Below are 19,014 nucleotides of genomic sequence, written 5' to 3' on the forward strand. Positions count from 1 at the left end.
ACTTGCATCTTAAAGTCTAGATCGTAACGCATAAAAATACCCCATAAGTTGTGTCCAACTTATGGGGGTCAGTTCAATGCCAATGCATATGCCCTTTTTTAATCTGAATCATTTGTTAACAGTACGATTTTTTATGAGATAACTTCTACCTTGGAGTTTTAATCCGTTAACGCTTCTATTAACGGTTGCAAAAAGCTTTAAATATATATAGAAATCACACACAAAGAAAAGCCCCGAACCTAGGGCGATGGGTTCAGGGCTATGGCGTTTCATATTGTTGTTGTTATCTCTTCCGTGTTGACTCATCCTAAGTCATAAACAGTAACTTATAAGACAGCGGGCTGACCTGTGCTTTTATTGCTACTGTCTCAACACTGCATCCTTGCGTATCCTTGTGTTGATGGTTATATTCTAGGCCAATTGATACGAGACAACTAGAGGCTAAAAACCTTATTTAACGTAAGCATTTGCTTACGTCGCAAGTGCTTGTTGTCAGCATTTTATCTTGATACTACAACCTTCTTAGCAATCACTCTTCTATTCTGCTTCTGCGTGCTCTTTTGATACTTTGCAGCCTTCTTTCTTGCCTGCTTCAATGGTGTTTTTTGCCTCTTTGACATCTTCTGCTTTTTCGGTGGGCGCATTGCCTTCTTGTTTACTCGCCTGCTCTGGCTCATATTGTAGGGTCGTCATTACCGGAAAGTGATCAGAGCCAATAGACGGCATGCGCTTGATATCGACCACCGTAAAACAAGCACTGTGAAAAATATGGTCTAGAGCCCAGCGTAAAAATGGGTACTTAACGTGAAAGGTATTGATAAAATGCCGTCCGATACGTGGGTCTAGCAAGCCTGAGATACGCTGAAAACGACGGGTGGTTTTTGACCAAGCAACATCATTTAAATCACCCGCCAATATAGCGATTTGGTTATTCTCTTTAATATGTTTTCCAACCATCAGTAGCTCAGCATCACGGGTCGTAGATTTATCCGCTTCTGTCGGACTGGGTGGCATCGGGTGTAAGCAGTATAGCCAAATGATTTGTCCGCCTTGCAAGCGCATCTTGGTGTGAATAGAGGGTATGTCATCTATAATCAAATACTTCACTTCAGGATTTATCAGCTCAAGCTTGGAATACAGGTGCATCCCGTACAGATTGTCCAATGGTACTTTTACCGTATACGGATAATCCGCTTCAATTTGATTAAGCGCTGCTTCCCATTTCTCATCCGTCTCTAAAGTAATTAGGATATCAGGCTGTTTGTCTTTGACCAACTCAATCAGTTTTTGGGTTTCATCATTCGGCGTCAATACATTTGAAACCATGATTTTTAACTGACACTCCTGAACTTCCGGCTTATCAATGGCGTTTTTTACTTCTTTTTTCCACAGTTTGGTATAGGGCAACACCATACGCAGCTGAAAGGCTAAAGTAATGCTCAAAACGATAAATAGCAGCCACTGCCCCAGTTGCCATTCTGTGCCAAATACCAGCATACCAACCCATGCAATGATACCCAATATCATAATTTGAATACGTGGAAACTCAACACCGCGCACCCACCAATGATCAAGTGGTAACCAGCCCCAAATGGTGACAAATGCGATTAGTCCCGCCAACCACTGTGCGCCATAATATAATAGGGAGAAATCCATAATATGTATCGACCGTTTATTAAATGAATGGCTAAGCCAATGATGGTATTGATTAATTGTTTTTACTAGGGCGCGTCCTCATTTTAAAAATGGTGATAAAAATGAGATAAATTGCAGCCAAACAAGGAAAATAGTGCAGTTAATATCGGGATATTACCCAGCTGTTTGACGAAGTTTGGCAAAATTTAGCCATTTTTAGACCATTTAGATGCCTATCGATTGAATTGAAGACAAGCCCGAACTGATATTAAATTTATTTAATGTCTTTGCTATCCAAATTGTCGATATTTAAACTTTTAATATCAACGTTAATAGCCGCTGCTTACTTTAGCATTTCATGACAGCAGCGCCTACTATTGAAGATAAATTACGTTATAGTCACTATAAAAAGTTACAATCTAAACCTCTCGTTAGATTATGAACCTATTAATAAACCACCCTTTTACTAAGTAGCCATTTCCATAAGTAGTTAGCTGCAGATTGGATAGCAAATCTGACTGGCATCGTTAACCAATCCATCACTCAATGTTATAATGAACATAGCGATAAGTGTATGAAAAACCCTGAAAGTTCTCTAAAAAACCTTGCTTTTTAGGGCTATTCACGGCATTGTTATCGGTTGACGATGCAACAATTTATTGTAAAAAGGATTAAGTTTCATGAGTAATTTAACAGTAGGCTTGGTAGGCTGGCGCGGTATGGTCGGGTCAGTATTAATAGAGCGTATGCGTGAAGAAAAAGACTTTGACGGTATGACACCGGTGTTTTTTTCAACCAGTAACGCGGGCGGCGACGCACCAAGCTTTGATGGTATCAAGACCAGCCAACTAAAAGATGCTCATGATATTGAAGCACTTGCTGCTTGTGATGTGATTATTACTTGCCAAGGTGGCGATTACACCTCAAAGGTTCATCAACCACTTCGTGATAGCGGTTGGACTGGCTACTGGATTGATGCGGCAAGTACCTTACGCATGGAAGACGACAGCATCATCATTCTTGATCCTGTTAACCGCAGCGTCATCGATAGTGCGCTTGCAAATGGTAAAAAAGACTTTATCGGCGGTAACTGCACCGTGTCACTGATGCTAATGGCTATCGGTGAGCTGTTTAATAAAGGCTGGGTCGAATGGGTCAGCGCCATGACGTATCAAGCAGCAAGTGGCTCTGGTGCCAACAACATGCGCGAGTTAATTGAAGGCATGGGCGTACTCCATGATGCCGTCAAAGATGAGCTTGCCAATCCTGCCAGCGCCATCCTTGAGATTGATAAGAAAATCGCTCAGACTCAGCGCTCAGACGATTTCCCTAAACAATACTTTGGTGTCCCATTAGCGGGTAGCTTGATTCCTTATATCGATGCGCAATTAGAAAATAAACAGTCTCGTGAAGAATGGAAAGGTGGCGTTGAAACCAATAAAATCCTTGGCAATTCTGAAGCAGATAAGATTGCTATCGACGGTATGTGTGTCCGCGTTGGTGCCATGCGTTGTCATGCACAAGGCTTAACGATTAAGCTTAAAAAAGACATTCCATTAGAAGAAATTGAAGCGGCATTGAAGAATAGCGGTAATGAATGGCTAGACGTGGTGGAAGACGATAAAGAAGCCACTATGAACCGTTTGACGCCCGTAGCCGTGACTGGTACTTTGACGGTTGCATTAGGACGCCTGCGTAAGCTGAATATGGGACCTGAATACCTCGGCGCTTTCACTGTCGGCGACCAGCTGTTATGGGGCGCAGCAGAGCCATTACGTCGTATGCTCAATATCATCCGTGAGCAAAACTGCTAAATTAATGGGCTTAATCTGAAATTAAAGAAAGACAGCACTTGCTGTCTTTTTTTTATGGAAAAATTTTCGTTAATAATGGGTTATTTTGCTTGATAAGCGATCATTACTTCATTGCGGCGCATAAAAGGTAATGTCCAAGGGGGATTATAACGTGCCAGTTCTGGTGTGCCTATTATGTTTAATTTTTGCATTTGCATCCAAGACTGTAATTCTGCTGTTTTTGCAGCTACCTTTTCAGCACCAGCTAGCCCTGAGAATTTAATAACGCCATAAGTCTGCGGCGGCACTTCGATAATTGCGATGTCTGGATTATTTGGCTTCGGTAACGTTTGCATACTGTATTGGCTTGGCATAGTAAATTGTACGCGCCATTTATCATCAGTCTGCTGCTGGTGCTCTTGTTTAATAGACACTGGCGCAGTCATGGCGATTTTTTGCGATGCATTACTACCATTTTTCTTAGTTGCAGATTGCTTTGCTTCAAATTTCATGGCTACAGGCGAAGTCATACTAATCTTGCTACTCTCGCCACTCGGCGCAGTATTATTACCGAATATATAATCCGCTAATACCTTAAATCCTGCACGACTAGCCGCATCTTGGTCACCAGACACCCAAGTTTGCGCCACCAGCTGACTCTCATAGCGACGCAACTCAAAGTCTTCGGTCTGTTTTAGTACAGTATAGTTCGGCTCTTCGGTTGCCATAGCTGCTCCTGATAGTAATAACGCACTGGTTAATAATACGCCACTTAATAGCGTTCTATTCAAAAGCGAATGTTTCGATGATAGGTAGCTTGCTTTGCTCATACTTTCTCTCCGCTGTGCAAAAATAGCGTTCAATACTCTTAAATTTGCAGCAGTTATTCATTTACTGTAGCAATTACTGGGCAAAGTTGTCTGTGTATTTTAGTTATATTCCTCTAATAGAAAATACTAATTTTAATCCTATGATTTATATACTGAGGCTATTTTTATAATTGCTTTTCCTATCTATGCAGATTGTGTGACGCATAAATATCGTAGTCCCCAAAAACGCCCGATAATGCTATAATTGGCGTTATTTTCTTAGCTTAAATAGCGGTTAACTTATGCAATTTGTCTTACATAAAACGGCCAGCGGCATTACGCGTGCACGCCGTGGTACGGTTCATCTCAATCATGGCGACGTGCAAACGCCCGCCTTTATGCCAGTGGGTACTTACGGTACCGTTAAAGGTATGCTACCACGCGATATCGAAGCGATTGGCGCGGATATTATCTTGGGCAATACCTTTCATTTATGGCTGCGTCCGGGTACGGATATCATTGATAAATTTGGTGGCCTGCATAAATTTATGCATTGGGATAAGCCAATCTTGACTGATTCAGGCGGATTCCAAGTATTTAGTCTGGGTGCGATGCGTAAAATTACCGAAGAAGGCGTAACTTTTAAATCGCCTATCGATGGCGCGAAAGTCTTTTTATCACCAGAAAAATCGATGCAGATTCAGTATAGCTTGAATTCAGACATCGTCATGCAATTCGATGAGTGTACGCCGTATCCAGCAACCCAGGACGAAGCAAAAAAATCCTTACAGCTATCATTACGTTGGGGACAGCGCTGCGTCGATGAGCACAAAAAACTTGGTAGTACCAATGCGTTATTTGGCATCATCCAAGGCAGTATGTATGCCGACTTGCGTAAGCAATCACTTGAAGGTCTGCTTGAGATTGGCTTTGATGGTTATGCCATCGGTGGTTTGTCTGTTGGCGAGCCAAAAGAAGAGATGATAGAGGTTCTAGATTATATCGCCAATGATATGCCAGCCGATAAACCGCGCTATCTGATGGGCGTTGGTAAGCCTGAAGACCTCGTTGAAGGGGTACGACGCGGTGTTGATATGTTCGATTGCGTCATGCCAACTCGCAATGCGCGTAATGGTCATTACTTTGTCACAGGTGATGCCGATAACGCGGGCGTGGTGCGTATACGCAACAGCCAGTACCGTACTGATGAAGGTCCACTAGACCCTGAATGCGATTGCTATACCTGTCAGAACTTTAGCCGTGCTTATTTATCACATTTGAATAAATGCAAAGAGATGCTAGGTGCACAATTAGCGACGATTCATAATCTGCGTTACTATCAGCGCTTGATGCAAGGTATGAGAGATGCTATCGAAGCGGATAAATTTGATGAGTTCGTCAATGAGTTTTATGCTAAACGTGGACAGACTGTTCCTGAGTTAAATCTGCGTTAATAGCTTTGATCAGATTCTGACTTAATAGTAAGCCTATTATAAAAATGCCTTAAATACAAAAATGCCAGTCGGCTTAAACTGACTGGCATTTTTGTATTTGTAATAGACTTTAACGTTTAAAAAATTTGAGGCTTAAAGACTTAAAAGTTATCATCTGGTACTTGGCTCATTGGCACATCTGGGTTGTTTCTTAGATGTATGATGGAAGCAATCAAACCGCCCCATATAAGTACCATTGAGATAATCATAAAAATAATAGCTGAAGTGCTCATAATAAATTCCTATTGAAATGTTAATCTACCTGCTAACTATTTAGTTTACTAACTAGCGCGCCTCATTAATGGCACGAGCTTTAGCATCTTCTTCATCATGGACACCCTTCATACGACTTAGTATAAATGCACCTAGACCGAAGAATACAACTACACCCCAACCAAATAGTAATAGGATAGTTGAAGAATAACCTTCATAAGGTGTTTTAACCAAATCAATAAACTTAAGACCCAAAGCGATAGTCAGTACTGTTGGTGTAATAACAGTTAGCATGAATATCCAAGCACCGCCTAGTTTGACGCTAGAGATACGATTGCTATGAGCCAATAGACTTGGAATTTTATTACGGTTAAACCAAGTGACCAATACAATTGACATTAAACCACCAGCAACGATACCGATATTATTAGCAAAGTGATCGATGACATCTACCAATACCAATGAGCTACCAGTGGAGAATGCTGAGATAGAGATGACCGCACATACGCCACATATTATAGAAACCGCTTTTTTGCGTGACCAATCAAATTTTTCTTGGAAAGCAGAAATAGGTACTTCTAAAATACTGATGAGAGAGCTAATACCAGCAACAACTAAAGAGCCGAAGAATAAGAAACCAACGATATCGCCACTCGATCCCATGGTAGAAATGATTTTAGGGAATACGAAGAACGCAAGCCCAACACCGCCGCTTGCAACTTCAGAGACATCTTGACCTGTTGATACTGCCATAAAGCCAATAGCAGCAAAGATACCAATACCTGCAATAAGCTCAAACGATGAGTTCGCAAAACCAACGACTAAGCCTGCACCTGTTAGGTTTGTATTCTTTTTCAGGTATGAGGCATAGGTGACCATAATACCGAAACCTACTGATAGAGAGAAAAAGATGTGTCCATAAGCTGCTAACCAGACATTAGGGTCTTTCATTTTCACCCAGTTTGGCTCAAAAAAGGCATTGAGGCCGACGATAGCACCCGGTAAATTAACTGCTTTGTATACCATAATGCCAAACAATACCAGCAACAACGGCAGACAAATTTTATTGGCAAGTTCCACACCTTTACGGATGCCACCAAACATAATTAATATAGATACTGCCCAAACGATGACCAAACCTATGAACATCTGTGGTACAAATACCGAGGTTAAATCTCCTGTATGTTTTACAAAGTCGCTGACAAAAAAGTTCGTGGTGTCTTCACCCCACTTTTGCCCGAACGAGAAAAACATATAACTGCCAGCCCAAACAATAACAGCTGCGTAATAAATAGCAATCACGAAAGATACTAGCGTCTGCCACCAACCCACAAACTGTCCAGATGGTGAGAATCTTTTATAAGCACGAGGTGCCGCAGTACGATATTTATGTCCTATAATATAATCTAAGAATAATAGTGGGATACCTGCTGTTAATAAAGCAATCAGGTAAGGCACCATAAATGCCCCACCACCATTATCATAAGCCACATAAGGAAAACGCCATATGTTACCTAAGCCTACCGCCGATCCAATAGCGGCTATGATAAATCCAGTTCTACCAGACCAATTTTCCCTTTGCTGTGCCATGTAACACTCCTAAAATTTATCAATCGTCTCTTCGATCATCTTCAGTATTTATTTTAAATGAATTGGAATAATCAAAAAGATCACAAGTCAGCTGTGAGTTAAAATAAGTTGCTGTAACCTTACTACAGGCAATAAGTCAGTTTCTGCTAAGCAACTAAAAAAGTCAAGTAATCATAAATATAAAAAGCCATAACTATTAGTTATGGCTTTTTATATTTATGATTAGTATTTATAACATTTAGTTTTGATAGTAAAAAACGTTTAAAATGTATTATCTCTCTATTAGAACAGGATTTAGCGCACAACCCCACGACGACTTTTCTGTAGAGAATCAATAAGCAAAGCGATTTTGGGTTCTTGTGGCAACAGCTCTTGTTTTAATATCTCAAGCGCTTGAACCGTGGTCAAACCTGAGCGATAGACAGTACGATACGCTTGACGAAGGACATCAATAGTTTCTTTAGACCAGTCTTTACGGCGCATACCTTCTACATTTAAGCCATGCGCTTTTGCAGGATTACCAGATACCATGGTAAAAGCAGCCACATCCTTTAGGATAAGACTGGCGCCCCCTACCAAACTGTAATCATCAACGGTACAAAACTGGTGAATACCCGAGTTACCGCCGATAATTGTATGATTACCGATGGTCACATGTCCTGCAATACCAACGTTATTGGCCAACACATTATGGTCTCCAATTAAGCAATCATGAGCAATATGGGTATTGACCATCAAAAGGTTGTGACTGCCAATTTTAGTCAAGCCGCCGTCTTGTTCGGTACCACGGTGCAAGCTACACGCTTCGCGAATGGTATTATGATCACCAATCTCAAGCCAAGTGCGCTCACCAGCGTACTTTAAATCTTGCGGGTCTTCACCGATGCTGGCAAACTGATAAAACTGATTGTACGCACCGATACGCGTCAGTCTGGCCACTACCACATGCCGATGCAAAACAGTATGGGCGCCAATGGAAACTTCGTCACCGACAATACAATAAGGGCCGATAATTGCAGTTTTATCAATCTTAGCAGACGGTGAGATGAGTGCTGTTGGATGGATCTGACTCATAATAAGGGCCTTTGTATCATCTGATGCGAGTAAGTAGTAAAACCAATACGGCCAGTTTAGCCTTAAGAATTATCCTAATACCAGCTCTGTGTAAAAATGCGATTGTGCCTAACAAACCGGTTCTGTCTAATATAGAGATATGATTGTCATCATATTTATTGACGACAAGTTTTAGCTGCTTTTACCAATTAGCTAATCTTACCAACTTGTCGCGCGCAATTCGCCAGTGTATTCTATTGTTCCTGACGTGCAATCATAATTTGAGCACTAGCAGCAAGCTCATCTTCTACATGGACGGTACAATCAAATTTATAAATACCCTGCTTTTGCATCACCGTTTTTGCACGGATAATCAGCTGATCACCAGGAATAACTTGGCGCTTAAAACGCACCTTATCCACTCCGGCAAACAGATACAGATAACCATCCTCTGCCGTCAATCCTGCACTAATAAAACCAAGAACCCCTGACACCTGAGCCATTGACTCAACCATCAATACGCCTGGCATAATCGGCTGATCAGGAAAATGCCCATTAAAAAACTCTTCATTAATGGTCACGTTTTTGATAGCAGTAATACATTCACCAGGTGTACAAGATATCACCTTATCTACTAGCAGAAAAGGATAACGATGCGGCAGATAATGCTTCAGGGTATGATAGGTTAATGGCAGTGCTAAGCCTTGTTCGGCCAAGCTTTTAATATCTTCATCACTAGGTCTATCTATATCAGTCGTGCTCATAATGGCGCTTCCTTGCTATATCCTAAGCTTTGCTTTTTTAAGCATTGCTGTGTTTTTAAATTCTATAAATAATTAAATATTGTATTAATTAAGCGCTCATTGGCAGCTACTAATTACACAATCCTAGTCACGCCCAAGCTGACGAAAACGTACCGCCGCACGCCGCCAATTAGCAGTTGGCATTGCGGCTGTTCCAGAAGAGTACGAGCCCGACTTTGTAATGGACTTGGTCACCATGGTCATACCGGACAATGTCACATCATCGGTAATGTCAATATGACCGGTAATGCCAACAGCACCACCGATAATGCAGCGTTTGCCAATCGTGGTACTACCTGCAATGCCAGTTTGCGCCGCAATGGCAGTACCGTCACCGATACGGACGTTATGGGCAACTTGTACAAGATTGTCAATAATAACATGATTGCCAATCACCGTATCGTCAATAGCGCCGCGATCAATACAGGTTTGGCTACCTATTCTTACATGGTCACCTATCACCACGCGTCCAAGCTGAGCGATACGCTCCCAACCTGTGATACTAGGATTGCTGGTGGGTGCAAAACCAAAACCTTCAGCCCCTATGCTAACCCCAGCATGCAATCTAACATGATTACCAAGTATACAATCATGCCCGATTACCACTTGCGATTTGATGACACAATCGGTGCCAATAGTGGTATTCGCTTCGATGACCACATTTACATCAAGCACACTACGGTCACCAATTTGCACTTGTTCACCAATGACACAAAAAGGTCCAATAGTTACCCCATTACCAATTACGGCGCTTTCGGCTATTACAGCGCTTGGATGAATACCACTCATCAAGGACTGATGAGCAAAAATCTGACTAGCGCTAGCATAAGCCAAATAAGGCGCAGCAACGACTAATGCGATAGTATTTTGACCAACTTTGTCCTGATGTTCTGTAGTGGTCAGCACAGCCCCTGCCTGACTATTAGCCAGACTAGGAATATAATGCGGATTGGCTAAAAAACTTAATTGCCGCGGATTGGCAGTGGTTAAATTACCAATACCGTCTAAATGTAGACATAATTGCGCAGCGCTAAGCTCAGCCTTGTTAAGAACAGGCTGACGCTGCTCAATCCGAGTGATGAGTTGCTCAATCGTTATCATAATTGTTATTAGTATATTGCTTTAAGTATCAGTATGAATAAGATGGTCGCCAAGTTGAGATATCATCTTGGCGACCGCTAAAATTTAAATGACTTTTAATTTACTTATTTACATAAACCAAAGCAATTAAATGATTTTACAGGGATTGGTTAGACTAAAAAGTGTTACCAATTTGGAACTGAACTTTTTCAGTCTCATCGCCTTCTTTATCACCGATAGGCACCGCGTAACTGAGTGAAATTGGACCAATTGGCGTATACCAAGTGACACCTAAACCAGCACTAAAGCGTAAGCTGTTATCTTGAGTCAACAACTTAACAGAACTTCCATCTGGATTAATAGTGGGCTTGCCATTAGGGTCAATAAAGTTACGATCTTCTTTATCGGTCGTATCAAATACCTGACCACCTTCAGCAAATATTACTGGACGTACTTGATCTGCCCAATCGCCTTTGAATGGCATTGGTAAAATCAGTTCGGTACCGAAGCTAACGAGCGCATTACCACCAATCTCTTCGTCTTTGAAACGTACCTGAGGATCAGGATTCACAGCATCATTATAACTTTGTGATTTAGGACCAAGCGTTGACGCTTCATAGCCACGCACCGAACCATAACCACCAGCATAGAAGTTTTCATAAAACGGTAAATCATTACCATAGCCAAGCTTAGTATAACCGCGTGCTACCCAATCTTTATAGAAAGGATAATAGACATTGCCACGGTAAACCAGTTTTTGATAACTGGCATCCCCAAGCCCAATGGTCGCATCGACGGTATGGCTCATACCTTTATTTGGAAATACGGGGCGATCTAACGTGCTGTAATCCCAACCAAATAATAGATTATAGCTTTGATAATCATTTTTGAAGCCAGTACGTTCAATGTCAGTGAAGTTTTCAAATGTACCGCCATCGTCAATGATTTGCTGGACGTTTGAAACACCAAGACGGCTACCACCACGTACGGTCGTATTATCAATATTTAGACCCGCACTGACGCGTTTGGTTTCATCAACAGGGTAACTATAGTTAAGAGTGGCGCCATAAGCATCGGTGACATAGTTACTAACGTTTCTGTCATCATACTTGGTTTCACGATAATAAGCGCTGACACCTTGTGACACGCCATTCTCTGTAAAGTACGGGTCAGTATAACCTAAGCTATAAGAATCGCGCGTCTCAGAACGTGATAGTGCTGCTTTCACACGGTTACCAGTACCCATAAAGTTATTTTGGGTCAAGTCTAACTGGAACGTTACACCGCCGCTTTGTGAGTAACCGGCAGCAATGGTTGAGCTACCAGAAGGCTGCTCTTCAACCACATAATTCACATCAACTTGGTCTGGCTGATTAGGTACTGGTTTGACATCGACATTAACGCCTTTAAAGAAACCGGTTCGCATCAAACGTGTACGTGACAACTGAATCTTATCACTAGAGGCAAGTGTACCCTCTAACTGACGCATTTCACGGCGCAATACTTCATCTTGGGTTTTTATGTTACCCGTAAAGTTGATACGGCGAACATAGATAGGACGCGCAGGATCAATATAATAATCGACATCGACCACTTTGGTTTCATCATTGATACGTGGAACCGGTCTGATTTGGGCTAAATAATAACCTTCATTGCCATAACGACTCTTAAGTGCAGCAGTTGTAGCATCAAGTTTGGCTTGTGAATATTTTTCATTGGGCGCAAACGTGACCAGCTCTTTTAGCTCATTGTTGTCAAAGGTTGGTTTACCTAAGAAGTTCACGTCGCCAAACTGATACTGTTCACCTTCACTCAAGCTGACTTCGATAAACACACTGCTTTTATCTTCGCTGATATTAAGAACGGCATTGTCTACTGAAAAACGCACATAACCATCATTTTGATAAAGCGCTTTGAGGTTTTCTAAGCTGGCTGCTAATTTCTCTTTGGCATAGCGATCAGACTTAGACAACAGACGTGTCCATGACGACTCTTTTACCGCAAAAACGTCCTTAATATCTTCATCACTAAAGTGCTTATTACCAATGATATTAATATCGACTACTTTAGCAGGCTTACCTTCAATAAAGCGCACGTCAAGCTTGACACGGTTGCCATCTAGCAGCGTTTGATCGACTTCAATATTGCTATTGTAATAACCTTGACTGATATATTGCTGTTGTAGCTCGTTGGCAACACCTTGCAAGGTAGCTTGCTTAAGTACATCGCCGACAGATAAGCCCGCGTTACCAAGACCTTGCTCAAGCCCTTCTTTTGGGATGAGTTTATTGCCTTCAAAGTTTACTTCAGCGATGATAGGACGCTCGACAACATCAAAACGTAGCTTGCCACCTTCGACACGGCTTTGGATATCGGCGAAGTTTTCAGTCGCATATAGCGCCTTAATACTGGCAGCCAAACTACTATCATTAACCGTCTCACCCACCGTAATCGGTAAAACTGGATAGAGACTATCAGGAGTTAGGCGTTGTAGACCATTGAAACCGATGTCAGTGACCACAAATTCTGCAGCCTGAACCGGCATACTCATCATCGCTACAACTAACGGCAACCCAGCCGCGCTCATAAATAAAGGCGTACGCATAAACACTATCCGTCAATAAAAAACTTGCTTAAGTTAAGGTAAAAAGCACATCTTGTCCAGCCTATTTCGCACACAATCATTTATGCACTCATGGCAGACTCAGGACACTTTATATAAAACGCATCATAAAATAAACTAAAAAATGAAATTAGTATAGTAGCGATATTAGAAAATAAACGCCGTATTGCTCTCATGGTTTGCTCTAGAGAAGCACACAACCATTAATCTATCGCACCTTAATTATTAAAGTGCCACATATTTCGTCAAAATAGCCGACTGATATCATTACCAATCGCTAACACCATGAAACCTGCCAGCAAGAGTAAACCAATATTAAGACCTACCATTTGCACGCCTTCAGAGAGTGGCTTACCGCGTATCAGCTCAATAAGATAGTAGACAATATGGCCACCATCTAATACTGGAATAGGCAAAAGATTCAATACGGCTAGGCTTAAACTTATTAAAGCTGCTGTCGATAATACCATCTGCCAGCTAATATCAAAGCTTTGTTTGGCAACTTTAGCAATGGTAATCGGACCTGATAAATTCTCTAAACCAATCATGCCAGACAGCATCTTACCCATTGAGCTAACAGTCATGACCGCTAACTGCTCTGTCTTCTGGAATGACTTAACCAGTGACTCGCCCGGACCATATACGACAGTGGTTTTGTAGGCATCAGGGATGACGATTTCAGACTCTGCCACCATAGCACCAATTTGCCCGTAATCGTTACCTAAATTGTCTTTTTTACCTTGCGGCATGATGGATAACTGAACCTGTTCGCCGTTACGCAATACGGTGAAATTAAGCAAAGTTTCAGGACTATCGCGAATGACACGCGTAGCGCTGATCCAGTCTTTAATCTGTTCATCATTAATAGCAGTAATGCGATCGCCCACCTGCAAACCTTGACGACTGGCTGCCCCATCGGGCGTTAAATCGCCAACTATCGGTGCGATGTTTGGTTGCCACGGTATCATACCAAAGCTTGATAAAGCGTCTTTACCTTGCGCAGCGCCTTGCATAAACTCTTTAACAGGCGCTTGGTAGGTCTTGGTTGTACCTTTATCTACTTCTGATTGCAAAGTAACGCTTACATTAGCCGTCTCGCCCATGCGCCCAGCAAGGCGATAATTAATACCTTCCCACGTTTGCACGTCATGACCATCAATCGCAACAATTTTATCACCAATAGGCAACTGCGCTATCGCCGCAGGAGTATCGGGTAATACTTGCCCTATCTTTGTCGCTAATTGCTCAGATGGGGTCATAAATAACACCCAAAACAGCACAATAGCGATGACAAAATTCATGATAGGGCCAGCCGCAACAACCGCAATTTTCTTCAGCGGATGCTGACGATTAAAGGCCAGATGCAACTCGTCTGCTGCGACTTCGCCTTCACGCTCATCGAGCATTTTAACATATCCACCAAGCGGTAGCGCCGAGATGCGATAGTCAATGCCGCTTTTTTTACTGGTCCAGCCAAAGAGCTTGGGACCAAAGCCGATAGAATACGTAAGCACTTTAACGCCACAAAGACGCGCGACAATGTAATGACCCCACTCATGCAGGGCGATGAGCGGACCTAAGACAAATATTGCCGCAAGCAGCGTTAATAAAAACGTCATCATCTTTTCTCAGTATTAGCTCTTAGTATTGTCTCTTAACATTGTTTATCGCTATTACTTCTTAGCGCATTTCTTCGCGTACTTTTTAGCATCGCTTATCAATATCACTTTTTAACAGCATTTTTTCGCAGAACGTATCAAATAACTGGATTTTTATAGCTTTATGCCAACTTCGCCACCAACGTATTAGTATGCTGGCGCGCTATTTTATCAATCGCTAAAATATCTTCAATATCAGCAGTCTCACTTAATACCGATACTTGTATCTCATTCAATGCTTGGTTATTAATATCCGCAATATCTGTTAGACGAATTTGCCCATTTAAGAATGCGGCAACCGCAATCTCATTGGCGGCGTTTAGCACAATCGTTGCCTGCGTACCCGCTTGCATCGCCTGCCTTGCCAAACGCAAACAAGCAAATTTTTGCAAATCAGGCTCAATAAATTCAAGTGCACTTAGGGCAAATAAATCTAATGGCTGTGAGCCACTATCGATACGGTCAGGGTAACTGAGCGCATGAGCAATGGGAGTCTTCATATCGGGACTGCCTAGCTGCGCTAAGAAACTGCCATCGCTATATTCTACCATTGAGTGAATGATACTTTGTGGATGAATGACGACATTTATCTTATTTTCTGGCAAATCAAACAAATGGCAGGCTTCGATTAATTCAAGCCCTTTATTCATCATCGTTGCCGAGTCGACCGATATTTTTTGACCCATTGACCAATTTGGATGTTTGACCGCTTCAGCGACGCTAGCTTGCTGCATCTGCGCAAATGACTGCTGTAAAAAAGGTCCGCCAGACGCCGTCAACCATAATTTACGCACACCATGATTTGGCTCGTGAACTTGAGTATTATCTTGCTGAATCGCTAATGGCAAACACTGAAAAATCGCATTATGTTCTGAATCTAACGGTAACAAGGTCGCATGATGCGTTTTAACCGCATTAATCATGACTTTCCCTGCCATGACCAATGCTTCTTTATTGGCCAATAAGATGCGCTTACCTGCGCGTGCGGCAGCTAAAGTAGAAGGCAGACCTGCTGCACCTACGATGGCCGCAACCACCGTATCAGTTTGCGTGTCAGTCGCAATATCGACCAGACCTGCTTCACCGCCGACCACCTCGATATCGAGACCTGCTGCGCTAAGACGCTGAGCGAAATCATCTACCGCTGCTGTCGGCACACTGACGCGTTTGGGCAAAAACTGCTGGCAAAGCGCTAACAACTTATCTAAACGGTGGTAGCCTGATAAGGCATAAACTTCATAGTTCTGTGGTTGCGCCGCCAAAATTGCTAACGTGCTATCGCCAATCGAGCCTGTCGCGCCTAGTACGGCGATGCGTTGGGTCATAACCATTTGTGCCTATAATACAGGGAAAATTAAATGAGAAATAAAGAGCATACATACCAGACTTAAAGCGCGTTAGCCATTTATCATGATAAATAAAATCTAACCAATAGGATCACAGCATCAAGGCGACTTAGTGGTTATAAAATAGCCCTTACCTCTTTTTAGCCTACTAGTCTTAGTTTACTAACTTACGATCTTATCACTGACAGTATTATAGCTTTTTTCTCTTATACTATGATTAAGCCAAGCTGCTGTATTGCCCAAAAACCCAGTGCAAATATCGGTGTGGCAGACAATAGCGAATCAATACGGTCTAATACACCGCCGTGACCAGGTAAAATCGTTCCAGAGTCTTTGACGTTAGCGCGGCGTTTTAGCATAGACTCAAACAAATCACCCAGTACAGAGGCTAAAATCGTCAACGCCGACAATGCCACAAAAGCGATTAATGGCACGCCAGTCAGTTGTAGTTTAAAAACACTAATGACGATAACCACAAGTAAACCTGTGACTAAGCCGCCTGCCAGTCCTTCCATACTTTTATTCGGTGAGACATTTGGTGCCATCTTACGGCGACCGAGCTTACGCCCAACAAAATAAGCGCCACTATCGGCACACCAGACCAATAAGAATACATACAGCAGCCACCATGCTGATAGCTGCCATAAGTAAAACATGGCAGTAATGGCGGCAGTTAATATCACCGCGCCCATCAATGCTAATTTCTTACCGTACCAGTTGGTATGAGTGGGAAATACTCGTACCCAAGACAGCGCCATTAACCAGATGACCAGTGACGCCACCCACCAAAACAGCCAAGTGACTTTAAACATCAGCGAGACGATGGTCAGTGCTAAAACCAAGAGCACAAATAGTGCAGGCTGCTGCCATTTCGGCATCAGCTTGGTCCACTCGTGGGCGGCGATAATGACGCCAATCGCTAATAGCGGTGCAAATAAAATAGGAGTTTGGCTCGCAAACATTGCAATACCAACGATAATAACGAGAACAATTGCCGTCTTAATTCGTTGCCACATACTTATCGAGCCTTATATAACGAAGAATGTTTGGTCAAAATACATCATAATCATAAACTATAACAGTGAGCCACAATCATGAATCATAAGAATGAATCACAATCAGGCATTATGCCAGTGAACCATAATAGCCCATTAGTCATGATTACCGCTCATTAAAACAGCTTATCATTAACCAAACAAGTGTAATTCAAATTACTAGAACTTCTTAACCTATCATTTTTACAGTCGCTATTGCTTGCGCTCGTCTTAATGAGTTTGTTGCTCGATCACTACTTGTTCGCTGGTTTTGCCAAAGCGTCTTTGGCGCTGAGCAAATTCTGCTATCATTGCAGCCAGCTCTGCTACTTTAAAATCTGGCCACAGTGTTTGGGTAAAGAACAATTCAGCATAGGCAGATTGCCATAATAGGAAGTTCGACAGACGGTACTCACCGCCCGTACGTATCAACATATCGACCGCTGGTGCGTCGGCTAATTGGACATATTCACCGAGCATCTCTTTATTAATGTCTTCCGCGCGTAAATTACCCGCTTCGACTTGCTTTGCTAACTGTTTGGCGGCATGGGCAATATCCCATTGACCGCCATAACTAATCGCAATGACTAATGTCATGGCTTCAAAGTCAGCCGTTTTTGCCTCAGCATCTAGCATCAAAGCTTGCAAAGCTTCGCTAAGCTGGCTGCGATCGCCAATAAAACGCAGGCGAATGCTATATTTGAGCATACGCGGCAATTGCTCATTAATCGTTAAGCTCAGCAAATGCATCAGCAGTGCCACCTCACTCGGTGGACGTTGCCAATTTTCACTAGAAAATGCAAAGACGGTTAGCACTTCAATACCCGTACTGACACAGTATTCGACTATAGGATCTAGCGCATCTTTGCCAGCGATATGCCCCTGACCTTTGCCTAAATGATTGATTTTGCCGTAACGGTTGTTGCCATCCATGATGACAGCGATATGACGAGGAAGAAGAGCGAGAGTTAAAGCATCTGGAATAGACATAGGCTAACTTGCTTGTTATTTGGATAAAGTGATGGTACGCGAACTAAATTCATGCTTTGCAACAATTATTGCCTATTTGCCAAAGAACTATTAACAGACTTAGACGTATTAAAAGACCTTGTATATAGGGCTTATAGCAAAATAAAAGCTTAATTTCTTATACGGCAATAAACAGCCAATCACCATTTAGTATTGGCTGTTCTTTTATAGAAAAATATGAATAGCATATCGTCTTCAATTGAAGAAGAAAGGTATCGCTTACACTGCCATCAAATCGCTTTCTTTTTTGCTTAAGCGGCTATCGATAGTCTCAATATATTTATCAGTGATTTTTTGAATATCATCACTCGCGCGGCGCTCGTCATCTTCTGAGATTTCTTTCTCTTTTGCCAAGTCTTTAATATCATTCATCATATCGCGGCGGATATTACGGATAGAAACGCGGCTGTTTTCAGCTTCGCTACGAGCAAGCTTTTGCATATCGCGGCGTGTGTCTTCAGTCAATGCTGGCATCGGTACACGAATCACGTCAGCGGTCATCGGGTTTAAGCCCAAGTCTGCCTCACGAATGGCTTTGTCAATCGCTTGTACCATAGTGCGCTCAAATGGCTGCACCAATAGCGTACGTGAATCTTCGACGTTGACGCTCGCCACTTGATTCAGTGGCGTATCGGCACCGTAGTAGCTGACCATCACACCAGATAGCATACCTGGATGGGCACGACCAGTACGTACTTTACTAAAGGTACTTTCAAGCGCCTCTAGCGTCTTTGCCATGCGCGCTTCGCCGTCTTTCTTAATCTCATTAATCATTAGGTATCCTTATTTATCGCGAGCGACAAATCATTCATTGCTGTTAGGTATAAAGCTGTTAGGTATAAATATTATTCAAAT

General features: G+C 42.4%; 15 protein-coding genes. 2 read left to right on the plus strand and 13 right to left on the minus strand.

Features of this window, described 5'->3' with window-relative positions; translation table 11 throughout:
- Positions 1–537 precede the first annotated feature (537 nt).
- Positions 538–1,656, minus strand: coding sequence for an endonuclease/exonuclease/phosphatase family protein (locus AC2FA3_RS11780; protein WP_490509730.1), 1,119 nt, complete (start codon positions 1,654–1,656; stop codon positions 538–540).
- 659 nt (positions 1,657–2,315) lie between these two features.
- Between AC2FA3_RS11780 and asd the strand changes: the two genes are divergently transcribed.
- On the plus strand, positions 2,316–3,449 hold the full coding sequence (gene asd, locus AC2FA3_RS11785) for an aspartate-semialdehyde dehydrogenase (RefSeq protein WP_490509731.1): 1,134 nt from the start codon (positions 2,316–2,318) through the stop codon (positions 3,447–3,449).
- Positions 3,450–3,529: 80 nt separating this feature from the next.
- Here asd and AC2FA3_RS11790 read toward each other — a convergent pair whose 3' ends face one another.
- Positions 3,530–4,258 (minus strand): SOUL family heme-binding protein, encoded by a 729-nt coding sequence (locus AC2FA3_RS11790; protein WP_490509732.1) that lies wholly within the window; start codon positions 4,256–4,258, stop codon positions 3,530–3,532.
- A 281-nt stretch (positions 4,259–4,539) separates the two neighbouring features.
- Here AC2FA3_RS11790 and tgt point away from each other — a divergent pair, with 281 nt between their 5' ends.
- The gene (gene tgt / locus AC2FA3_RS11795; protein WP_490509734.1) at positions 4,540–5,691 is read left to right on the plus strand and encodes a tRNA guanosine(34) transglycosylase Tgt; all 1,152 of its coding nucleotides are present in this window, start codon (positions 4,540–4,542) and stop codon (positions 5,689–5,691) included.
- A 140-nt stretch (positions 5,692–5,831) separates the two neighbouring features.
- Here tgt and AC2FA3_RS11800 read toward each other — a convergent pair whose 3' ends face one another.
- The 11 genes from AC2FA3_RS11800 to frr form a co-directional block, all read right to left on the minus strand.
- On the minus strand, positions 5,832–5,963 hold the full coding sequence (locus tag AC2FA3_RS11800) for a methionine/alanine import family NSS transporter small subunit (protein WP_201543419.1): 132 nt from the start codon (positions 5,961–5,963) through the stop codon (positions 5,832–5,834).
- A 52-nt stretch (positions 5,964–6,015) separates the two neighbouring features.
- Positions 6,016–7,533: a sodium-dependent transporter gene (locus AC2FA3_RS11805; RefSeq protein WP_490509735.1), complete on the minus strand. Its 1,518-nt coding sequence runs from the start codon at positions 7,531–7,533 to the stop codon at positions 6,016–6,018.
- 294 nt (positions 7,534–7,827) lie between these two features.
- The gene (gene lpxA / locus AC2FA3_RS11810; RefSeq protein WP_490509736.1) at positions 7,828–8,607 is read right to left on the minus strand and encodes an acyl-ACP--UDP-N-acetylglucosamine O-acyltransferase; all 780 of its coding nucleotides are present in this window, start codon (positions 8,605–8,607) and stop codon (positions 7,828–7,830) included.
- Positions 8,608–8,840: 233 nt separating this feature from the next.
- On the minus strand, positions 8,841–9,350 hold the full coding sequence (gene fabZ, locus AC2FA3_RS11815) for a 3-hydroxyacyl-ACP dehydratase FabZ (protein WP_227679142.1): 510 nt from the start codon (positions 9,348–9,350) through the stop codon (positions 8,841–8,843).
- 123 nt (positions 9,351–9,473) lie between these two features.
- Complete coding sequence (gene lpxD / locus AC2FA3_RS11820; RefSeq protein WP_490509737.1) at positions 9,474–10,490, minus strand: UDP-3-O-(3-hydroxymyristoyl)glucosamine N-acyltransferase; 1,017 nt, start codon at positions 10,488–10,490, stop codon at positions 9,474–9,476.
- 154 nt (positions 10,491–10,644) lie between these two features.
- Positions 10,645–13,074, minus strand: coding sequence for an outer membrane protein assembly factor BamA (gene bamA / locus AC2FA3_RS11825; protein WP_490509738.1), 2,430 nt, complete (start codon positions 13,072–13,074; stop codon positions 10,645–10,647).
- A 263-nt stretch (positions 13,075–13,337) separates the two neighbouring features.
- Positions 13,338–14,714 (minus strand): RIP metalloprotease RseP, encoded by a 1,377-nt coding sequence (gene rseP, locus AC2FA3_RS11830; RefSeq protein ID WP_490509739.1) that lies wholly within the window; start codon positions 14,712–14,714, stop codon positions 13,338–13,340.
- 158 nt (positions 14,715–14,872) lie between these two features.
- Complete coding sequence (gene ispC, locus AC2FA3_RS11835; protein ID WP_490509740.1) at positions 14,873–16,075, minus strand: 1-deoxy-D-xylulose-5-phosphate reductoisomerase; 1,203 nt, start codon at positions 16,073–16,075, stop codon at positions 14,873–14,875.
- A 227-nt stretch (positions 16,076–16,302) separates the two neighbouring features.
- A complete protein-coding gene (locus AC2FA3_RS11840; protein WP_490509741.1) occupies positions 16,303–17,112 on the minus strand; it encodes a phosphatidate cytidylyltransferase in 810 nt (269 codons plus the stop codon).
- Positions 17,113–17,361: 249 nt separating this feature from the next.
- Positions 17,362–18,120 carry a polyprenyl diphosphate synthase gene (gene uppS / locus AC2FA3_RS11845; RefSeq protein WP_490509743.1) on the minus strand — a complete coding sequence of 253 codons (759 nt, stop codon included), beginning with the start codon at positions 18,118–18,120 and terminating at the stop codon, positions 17,362–17,364.
- Positions 18,121–18,378: 258 nt separating this feature from the next.
- Positions 18,379–18,933, minus strand: a complete 555-nt coding sequence (gene frr, locus AC2FA3_RS11850) for a ribosome recycling factor (RefSeq protein WP_201543433.1) — start codon at positions 18,931–18,933, stop codon at positions 18,379–18,381.
- Positions 18,934–19,014: the final 81 nt, after the last annotated feature.

Source organism: Janibacter sp. CoH_79_TC_3, from assembly GCF_058197955.1.

What these genes read in the sequence shown, in the direction of transcription:
- AC2FA3_RS11780 (WP_490509730.1), bottom strand. Translation starts at nt 1,656, where the DNA reads ATGGATTTCTCCCTATTATATTATGGCGCACAGTGGTTGGCGGGACTA.
- asd (WP_490509731.1), top strand. Translation starts at nt 2,316, where the DNA reads ATGAGTAATTTAACAGTAGGCTTGGTAGGCTGGCGCGGTATGGTCGGG.
- AC2FA3_RS11790 (WP_490509732.1), bottom strand. Translation starts at nt 4,258, where the DNA reads ATGAGCAAAGCAAGCTACCTATCATCGAAACATTCGCTTTTGAATAGA.
- tgt (WP_490509734.1), top strand. Translation starts at nt 4,540, where the DNA reads ATGCAATTTGTCTTACATAAAACGGCCAGCGGCATTACGCGTGCACGC.
- AC2FA3_RS11800 (WP_201543419.1), bottom strand. Translation starts at nt 5,963, where the DNA reads ATGAGCACTTCAGCTATTATTTTTATGATTATCTCAATGGTACTTATA.
- AC2FA3_RS11805 (WP_490509735.1), bottom strand. Translation starts at nt 7,533, where the DNA reads ATGGCACAGCAAAGGGAAAATTGGTCTGGTAGAACTGGATTTATCATA.
- lpxA (WP_490509736.1), bottom strand. Translation starts at nt 8,607, where the DNA reads ATGAGTCAGATCCATCCAACAGCACTCATCTCACCGTCTGCTAAGATT.
- fabZ (WP_227679142.1), bottom strand. Translation starts at nt 9,350, where the DNA reads ATGAGCACGACTGATATAGATAGACCTAGTGATGAAGATATTAAAAGC.
- lpxD (WP_490509737.1), bottom strand. Translation starts at nt 10,490, where the DNA reads ATGATAACGATTGAGCAACTCATCACTCGGATTGAGCAGCGTCAGCCT.
- bamA (WP_490509738.1), bottom strand. Translation starts at nt 13,074, where the DNA reads ATGCGTACGCCTTTATTTATGAGCGCGGCTGGGTTGCCGTTAGTTGTA.
- rseP (WP_490509739.1), bottom strand. Translation starts at nt 14,714, where the DNA reads ATGATGACGTTTTTATTAACGCTGCTTGCGGCAATATTTGTCTTAGGT.
- ispC (WP_490509740.1), bottom strand. Translation starts at nt 16,075, where the DNA reads ATGACCCAACGCATCGCCGTACTAGGCGCGACAGGCTCGATTGGCGAT.
- AC2FA3_RS11840 (WP_490509741.1), bottom strand. Translation starts at nt 17,112, where the DNA reads ATGTGGCAACGAATTAAGACGGCAATTGTTCTCGTTATTATCGTTGGT.
- uppS (WP_490509743.1), bottom strand. Translation starts at nt 18,120, where the DNA reads ATGTCTATTCCAGATGCTTTAACTCTCGCTCTTCTTCCTCGTCATATC.
- frr (WP_201543433.1), bottom strand. Translation starts at nt 18,933, where the DNA reads ATGATTAATGAGATTAAGAAAGACGGCGAAGCGCGCATGGCAAAGACG.